Origin of the sequence: Kitasatospora sp. NPDC036755 (assembly GCF_040636595.1) — a bacterium.
GTDB lineage: Bacteria > Actinomycetota > Actinomycetes > Streptomycetales > Streptomycetaceae > Kitasatospora.
This window is the reverse complement of sequence record NZ_JBEZUT010000390.1, coordinates 1-7408: the sequence shown is the minus strand read 5'-3', so window position 1 is coordinate 7408 and position 7408 is coordinate 1. Positions and strand designations below refer to the sequence as shown.

The window sequence follows — 7408 nt, the reverse complement described above, 5'->3', positions numbered from 1 at the left end:
CCGGCCACGACGAACGCGGCCGCGCCCGAACCCGCGACCACGCCGGCGGCCCCGGCCGGGACCGCGTCCGCCACGCCCCTCACCCCTCCCCTCGCACCGGCGCCCACCGACAGCACAGCGGGGACCCCGCCCGCCGACCCCACCACCGCCACCGCTGCCACCGCCCTCGCCGGCCGCACCGTCCTGCTCGACCCCGGCCACAACCCCGGCAACTCCGCCCACACCGCCGAGATCAACCGCCAGGTGGACATCGGCAACAGCCGCAAGGAGTGCGACACCACCGGGACGGAGACCAACGCCGGCTACACCGAGGCCGAGTACACCCTGGACGTCTCCCGCCGGGCCCGCGCCCTCCTGGCCGCCCGGGGCGCCACCGTGGTGCTGGTGCAGGACGGCGACCGCCCCTGGGGCCCGTGCGTCGACGAACGCGCCCGCGCGGGCGCCGAGGCACACGCCGACGTCGCGGTCTCGGTGCACGGCGACGGCGGCCCGGCGAGCGGCAGCGGGTTCCACGTGATCATGCCCGCCCGGGTGGTGGCCGGGAAGGCGGACAACGCCGCGATCGTCGCCCCCTCGCACCGGCTCGGCCTCCTGCTGCGCGACCGCTTCCACGCCGCGACCGGTGAACCGTATGCGGACTACATCGCCAAGGACGGCCTGGACACCCGCTCCGACCTGGGCGGCCTCAACCTCTCCGCGGTCCCCAAGGTGTTCATCGAGTGCGGTAACATGCGCAACTCGACGGACGCGAAGCGCATGACGGATCCTCAGTGGCGCCAGCAGGCGGCCCAGGGGATCGCCGACGCGCTGACCGCGTTCCTGACGACCCAAGAGAAGACCGAAGAGCGGTAAGGGAGTTGGGCCGCGCTCCGACGGTGGACGGAACTCCGTCCGGACCGCACGGTTTGCAACGACTTCGCCCCATTCCCGGTCCCGCCGTGCACCGGCAGGACGGTTGGGCCTAGGCTTCTGGTCCGTTCGGGAGTTTCGGCCGGTCATCCCGACCGCACGAACCACCGTCCACGACACGTCAACGAGGGGAACGTTAGTGAATCTGCGCGCTCTCACCAGGGGAGACGCCGCCGTCGCGGGCGCGGCCGTCCTGCTCTTCATCGCCTCCTTCCTGCCCTACTGGACCGTGGACTGCGGTGGCAGCCGGTACTGCCCCTCGTCGCAGAACGCGTGGAGCACGGACCTGTTCCCGATCCTGCCGTCGATCTACCTCCTCGGCATCGCCGCCGCGGTGCTGATCCTGGTGCAGCGCTTCCAGGGCGCGGCCGCGGCCACCCGCCAGGTGCTCGGCCTGCGGCTGGACCAGTGGGGCATCGCCCTCTCCGTCGCGGCGCTGTGGACCTCGGTCTGGGCGCTCGGCGGCGGCACCTCCAGCAGCGTCGTCAGCCACGGCTTCGGCGCCTGGCTCGGCTTCATCGCGCTGCTCGTGCTCGCCGGCGCGGCCGCCGCGGGCCCCCTGGTGCCCGCGCTGAAGGCCCCGCTGGTCGCCGACCGTCCGGCGGCCGTCCCCGGCGGGCAGTACGGCTACCCGGGCCAGCCCGGCCAGCAGGGTGCGGCCGGCCAGTACGGCTACCCGGCCCAGGGCCAGGACCCGGCGTTCGGCGGCCAGGGCGGCTACGGCTACCCGGGCGCCGGCCAGCCGCAGGCCGGTCAGCCGGTCCCGGCCGCCCAGCCGCACGACGCCGGTGCCCCGGCCCCGCAGCCGGCCCCGGCCGCCCAGCAGGCGGCCGCCCCGGCGGCGGACTTCCAGCCGTTCTGGTTCGCCGTCCCGGCCCCGCGCCAGCTGGCGCCGAAGGACAACCCGGCCGGCGCCCCGGTCGGCGAGGTCGTGCCGGGCACCTGGTACCTGGCCGTCGAGCAGCGTGGCGCCGCGCTGGTCGCGCAGCTGCCGGACGGCAGCCAGGGCCTGCTGGCCGACACCACGGGCATCCAGCGCGGCTGACCTCCCGAGGCACGCGACGCGAGAGGGGCGGGACCGGTTCTCCGGTCCCGCCCCTCTCGCATGCGCGCTCGGCGCCTGCCCCGCGTCCGCTCGGCGTCCGCCCCGCGGACGCCCGGCTCAGCAGCAGTCCTGGACCACCAGCCCGGCGGGCAGCTGCTCCCCGCCGAAGACCGCGACCGTCGCCGGATCCCCGCCGAGCGCGGCCACCGCGAGCAGCAGTGCCCCGGCCGTCCAGGTGGTGCGCTCCTCCGGCCAGATCGCGTCGTCCTCGAAGACGTACCCGGTCCAGTACGAGCCGTCCTCGTGGCGCAGGTGCCGCTGGATCCAGCGCAGGATCTCCACCGCGCGGTCGGACTCGCCGATCGCCCAGAGCGCGAGCGCCAGCTCGGCGCTCTCCCCGCCGGTCACCCACGGGCGGTCGCTGACGCAGCGCACGCCGAGGCCGGGGACGACGAAGCGCTCCCAGTCCCGCTCGATCCGGGCCAGCGCCGCGTCGCCGCGCAGTCCGGTGCCGAGCACCGGGTAGTACCAGTCCATCGAGTAGCGGTCCTTGTCCAGGAACCGCTCGGTGTGGTGCGAGACGGCGTGCCCCAGCCGCCCGGCCGCGAGCTCCCAGTCGGGCTGCGGCTCCTCCAGGTACTCGGCGATGGCCAGCCCGCAGCGCAGCGCGTGCAGGATGCTGGACGAGCCGGTGAGCAGCGCCTCGTCGGTGGCCGCGCCGTCCTCGTCGACCCGCCAGGCGATCGGGCCGCCGGGCAGCCGCAGCCCGACGATGAAGTCCAGGGCGCGCCGGACAGCCGGCCAGATCCACTCCAGGAAGGCGTCGTCGCCGGTGCTGAGGTGGTGGTGCCAGACCCCGACCGCGATGTACGCGCAGAAGTTGCTCTCCTTGGCCCGGTCGGTGACCACGCCGTCGGTGTAGGCGGCGTACCAGGATCCGTCCGGGTTCTGGGCGGCGGCGAGCCAGCGGTAGGCGGCCTCGGCGGCGGCGTGCTCGCCGGCCGTGTCGAGGGCCATCGCGGCCTCGGTGTGGTCCCAGGGGTCGAGGTGGTGGCCGGCGAACCAGGGTATGGCGCCGTCGGGGCGCTGCTCGGCCAGGATGCTGCGCACGGTGTCGGCGGCCTGCTCGGCGTCGAGCACCCCGTCGAGCAGCAGCACCTCGGGGACCGCGGCGGTCATGCCGTTCCGCCCGGCGCGCCGGCCGCGGCCGTGGGCTCGGTGCGGTCGGCGCCACCCCGGCCGGCCTCGCCCCGGCCGGCCTCGACCCGGCCGGCCTCGACCCGGTCGGGCTCGACCCGGTTGGGCTTGGAGGCGTACGCGACGAAGCTCTTGCCGATCACCGGGTTGAGCGCCCGCTCGGCGGCCTTGGTGAGGCTGCTGATCACCGGGGTGCCGACGATGTCCCAGACCAGCAGCTGGTGGTACGCCTTGACCGGCAGCGCCTTGTCGTTGTCGACGCCGACGGCGCACTTGATCCACCAGTACGGCGAGTGCAGCGCGTGCGCGTGGTGGGTGCCGTACGGCTCCAGGCCGGCGTCCTTGAGCTTGCCGAGCAGCTCGTCGCCCCGGTAGATCCGGATGTGGCCGCCCTCGTTCGCGTGGTACTCGTCGGACAGCGCCCAGCAGATCTTCTCCGGCAGCCAGCGGGGCACGGTGACGGCGAGCAGGCCGCCCGGCTTGAGGACCCGGAACATCTCGTCGAGCACGCCCTTGTCGTCCGGGATGTGCTCCATCACCTCGGAGATGATGATCTTGTCGAAGTACTCGTCCTCGAACGGCAGCGCCAGCGCGTTGCCCTCGATCGCGGCCGCCGACGCGCCCTCGGGGGCCTCACCGGCCTGCTCCATCGCCGCGAACCACTTCCTGACCTCGGCGATCTCCTCGGCGTTCTGGTCGAGGGCGATCACGTTGGCGCCGCGGCGGTAGCACTCGAACGCGTGCCGGCCCCCGCCGCAGCCCAGGTCGAGCACCCGGTCGCCGGGGGCGAGCGGGAAGCGCGAGAAATCGACGGTCAGCACTGCTGGACTCCCATTCCTATTGCTGCCAAGCACTCCTGACGCTCCGTCAGGCTTTCGTTCGGCACGGCGCTCGTGCGCCGCCACGCTTCGTCGCGCGCCGCCCGACGGGCCCCCGACCCGCCGTCACCGACCCGCCGTCACCGGGCGGGCGCCCGGGCCCGCCCCGCGCCGCGCACCGCTAGGCCACGTACCGCCAGCCCGGCCCCGAGCGGGCCCGGGCGCCGGCACCGGAGGCGATCGCCGCGCGGTACGCCTCGGCGGTCAGCTCGGCGGCCCGCTCCCAGGTGAACCGGGCCAGGACCCGCTCGCGGCCGGCCGCGCCGAGTCCGGCCCGCAGCTCCGGGTCGTCCAGCAGCCGGCCGAGCGCGGCGGCCAGCGCGCCCGCGTCGCCCGGCGGCACCGCCAGGCAGGTCTCCCCGTCCGCCCCGGCCACCTCGGGGATCGCCCCGCCGGTGGTGGCGACCAGCGGGGTGCCGGTGGCCATCGCCTCGGCGGCGGGCAGCGAGAAGCCCTCGTACAGCGAGGGGACACAGGCCGCCTCGGCCGAGCGGTAGAGGTCGACCAGCTCCCGGTCGGTCAGCCCGCTGCGGAACTCGATGTGCCCGGCCAGCCCGAAGCGGCGCACCGCCTCGGCCACCGGTCCGTCCTCCTTCTGCGGCTTGCCGACCACCACCAGGTGGGCGTCCCGCTCGGTGCGGACCTTGGCGAGCGCCTCGACCAGGTGGACCAGGCCCTTCAGCGGGACGTCCGCGCTGGAGGTGGTGACGATCCGGCCGGGGACGCGGGCGATCTCCGCCGAGGGGGACCACAGCCGGGTGTCGGCGCCGATCGGCACCACCGAGATCGCGCCCGGCGCGACGCCCAGGTGCTCGGCGATCTCGCGCCGCGAGGTGCCGGAAACGGTGATCACGTGGTCCAGCCGGGCGGCGACCCGGCGCTGCATCCGGGTGAAGGCGTACCAGCGGCGCAGCGAGAGCCGCTTGAGCCGGGTGGCGGCGGCGTCCAGCTCCAGCTGCCGGTCCACGGTGATCGGGTGGTGGATGGTGGTGACCAGCGGGAAGCCGTGCCGGGCCAGGCCCAGCAGGCCGTAGCCGAGGGTCTGGTTGTCGTGCACCACGTCGTAGCGGCCCTTGTGGGCGGCCAGGTGGCGGCGGGCGCGCAGCGAGAAGGTGAGCGGCTCGGGGAAGCCGCCGGTGCGCATGGTGGCGAACTCCAGCACGTCCACCGGGCCGCGGAACTCGTCGCGGGCCGGGGTGCGGAAGGGGTCGTCGGCGCGGTAGAGGTCCAGGCTGGGCAGCTCGACCAGGCGCACCGAGCCGGGGCCGTCGACCTCGTCCAGCACCGGGAAGGGCTGGGCGCCGATCACGTCCACGTGGTGGCCCAGCCGGGCCAGCTCCCGGGAGAGGTGTCGTACGTACACGCCCTGACCGCCGCAGAAGGGGTCCCCGCGGTACGACAGCAGGGCAATCCGCAGCGGCTGCGCGGTCATCCTGGGCCCTCTTCTCTAGCTGCTATCGGTGCTGCCGGTCGTGCTTCCGGTCGCTAAAGTAGATCAGGTTTCAGTGGCTGGGGAACTCGTCGTCGACCACGTGAACAATGAGAGACCTCGAAGATACCGGCCCGTAGCTTTCCCTCAGGAGCCAGGGCTGGTGATTCCCGCCACGCCGAATCCTGCCGACCATGTGGAGCACACCGCCACTCTCGCCCGACCGGGAGCACCCTTGCCGCCACCCCCTCCTCCGACGTCGCCGCCGGTCTCGCCGTCCGTGCCGCCCCCGGGCTCACAGCCCCCGGGCGAGCCGCCGCTGACCGCGCGCCAGGCCGAGCGGCGCCGGCGCATCCTGCGGGCCGCCACCGCCCTGGCGGTCCGGGGCGGGTACGAGGCGGTGCAGATGCGGGAGGTCGCGGAGAGCGCCCAGGTCGCCCTCGGCACGCTCTACCGGTACTTCCCGTCCAAGGTGCACCTGCTGGTGGCGGTGATGCTCGAGCAGCTCCAGGGCCTGCGCGAACACATCCGGCGGCACCCGCCGGCCGACCTCGAACCGGCGCCCCGGGTGGCCGACACCCTCACCCGGGCCTTCCACGCGCTGCAGCGCGAACCGCTGCTGGCCGAGGCGATGGTCCGGGCGCTGTCCTTCGCGGACCGCTCGGTCGGAGCCGAGGTGGACCAGGTCAGCGTCGCCACCGGACAGCTCATCCTGGACGCGATCGGCCAGTCCGGACCACCCACCGAGAGCCAGCGCGCGGCCGTCCGGGTGATCGAGCACACCTGGCACTCGGCGCTGGTCGCCTGGCTCTCCGGGCGCGCCTCCATCGCCGAGGTCCGGGCCGACCTGCACACCGCGGCCCGGCTGCTCACCCTGCCGTGAGACGGCCGCCCGCCGCCCCGTGAAGCCGGCTCCCCCGGCGCCGCGAACCGGCCCGACCCCGGGCCGCCGACTGGAACCTGTTCCTGCCCGGGCCGGGCCGCTCCGCGCGCTCCGGCGGCTAGAGTCGACAGGGCAGCACAACTCCATCCCGCTCCTCCCCCGGGGAAAGCCGGTGCAAGTCCGGCGCTGGCCCCGCAGCCGTGAGTCCGGCGCCGCACCAGGCCACCCGGACGAGTCGGAGAGCCCGGGGAGGGGCGAGCGGCCAGTCCGGACGCACGCGCCCGGCACCGTCGAGGACTACGGAACGGCCCCGCCCGGGCCACCACCGCTCACCGAAAGGCACACCCGCACCATGCTGACCGCCGCCCGCCTGGGCGCCGCCGCCCTGTCCGCCGCGATGCTCACCGGCCTCGCCGCCGGCCCGGCCCTCGCCGACAGCCCCGCGCCGACCTCCGCCGCCGGCCCCGACGGGCTGTACGGCACGAGCGACCCGACGTACGACGGCGTCTGGCGGCAGTCGCTGGCGCTCACCGCACTCACGGCGGCCAAGGTCACCCCGGCCGACTCGGCCGTCGGCTGGCTCACCGGGCAGCAGTGCGAGGACGGCGGCTGGCCCTCCTACCGGGCCGCCGGCGCGGCCTGCGACCCCACGACCGAGGACAGCAACGCCACCGCCGTCGCCATCCAGGCCCTGGTCGCCGTCGGCGGGCACCAGGAGGCCGTCGACAAGGGCGTCGCCTGGCTCAAGACCACCCAGAACGGCGACGGCAGCTGGGCCTACAACCCGGGCAGCCCGGGCGACGCCAACTCCACCGGGCTCGCCGTCAACGCGCTGTTCGCCGCCAGGACCGACCCGGCGGGCGTCGCCAAGGCCGGCAAGTCCGCCTTCGACGGGCTCGCCCGCTTCCAGCTCGGCTGCGCCGCCCCCGCCGACCAGCGCGGCGCCTTCGCCTACCAGCCCGACCCGGCCGACGGCTCCCTGGCCCCGAACGCCCATCGCTCACCCACCACCGCCACCACGTCCGCATCGCCCGCGCCCTGGACCGCCTCGAGGCCGGTGAGCCGAG

The 7408-nt window shown here is 75.1% G+C and carries 7 protein-coding genes and 1 riboswitch; of the genes, 4 read left to right on the top strand and 3 right to left on the bottom strand.

Annotated features, from left to right (window positions below; genetic code table 11):
- Both AB0E96_RS35975 and AB0E96_RS35970 read left to right on the top strand, forming a co-directional pair.
- On the top strand, positions 1 to 852 hold an 852-nt coding region (locus tag AB0E96_RS35975), incomplete at its 5' end, for an N-acetylmuramoyl-L-alanine amidase (protein WP_359830162.1).
- 196 nt (positions 853 to 1048) lie between these two features.
- The gene (locus AB0E96_RS35970; RefSeq protein ID WP_359830160.1) at positions 1049 to 1954 is read left to right on the top strand and encodes a hypothetical protein; all 906 of its coding nucleotides are present in this window, start codon (positions 1049 to 1051) and stop codon (positions 1952 to 1954) included.
- Positions 1955 to 2071: 117 nt separating this feature from the next.
- Here AB0E96_RS35970 and AB0E96_RS35965 read toward each other — a convergent pair whose 3' ends face one another.
- The 3 genes from AB0E96_RS35965 to AB0E96_RS35955 all read right to left on the bottom strand — a co-directional run bounded on the left by AB0E96_RS35965 (position 2072) and on the right by AB0E96_RS35955 (position 5461).
- The gene (locus AB0E96_RS35965; protein ID WP_359830158.1) at positions 2072 to 3133 is read right to left on the bottom strand and encodes a prenyltransferase; all 1062 of its coding nucleotides are present in this window, start codon (positions 3131 to 3133) and stop codon (positions 2072 to 2074) included.
- A complete protein-coding gene (locus tag AB0E96_RS35960) occupies positions 3130 to 3972 on the bottom strand; it encodes a methyltransferase domain-containing protein (RefSeq protein WP_359830156.1) in 843 nt (280 codons plus the stop codon). The genes AB0E96_RS35965 and AB0E96_RS35960 overlap by 4 nt, the downstream gene beginning before the upstream one ends.
- A gap of 178 nt (positions 3973 to 4150) precedes the next feature.
- The gene (locus AB0E96_RS35955) at positions 4151 to 5461 is read right to left on the bottom strand and encodes a glycosyltransferase family 4 protein (RefSeq protein WP_359830154.1); all 1311 of its coding nucleotides are present in this window, start codon (positions 5459 to 5461) and stop codon (positions 4151 to 4153) included.
- Between the two features lie 277 nt (positions 5462 to 5738).
- Here AB0E96_RS35955 and AB0E96_RS35950 point away from each other — a divergent pair, with 277 nt between their 5' ends.
- Together AB0E96_RS35950 and AB0E96_RS35945 are read left to right on the top strand one after the other, a co-directional pair.
- Positions 5739 to 6341, top strand: a complete 603-nt coding sequence (locus AB0E96_RS35950) for a TetR family transcriptional regulator (protein ID WP_359830152.1) — start codon at positions 5739 to 5741, stop codon at positions 6339 to 6341.
- A 166-nt stretch (positions 6342 to 6507) separates the two neighbouring features.
- Positions 6508 to 6583: riboswitch (cobalamin riboswitch) on the top strand.
- Between the two features lie 110 nt (positions 6584 to 6693).
- Positions 6694 to 7408 (top strand): prenyltransferase/squalene oxidase repeat-containing protein (locus AB0E96_RS35945; protein WP_359830150.1); only part of this gene is annotated, 715 nt, incomplete at its 3' end.

Coding starts and splice junctions, on each gene's coding strand:
- AB0E96_RS35965 (WP_359830158.1), bottom strand. CDS start 3,133: ATGACCGCCGCGGTCCCCGAGGTGCTGCTGCTCGACGGGGTGCTCGAC.
- AB0E96_RS35955 (WP_359830154.1), bottom strand. CDS start 5,461: ATGACCGCGCAGCCGCTGCGGATTGCCCTGCTGTCGTACCGCGGGGAC.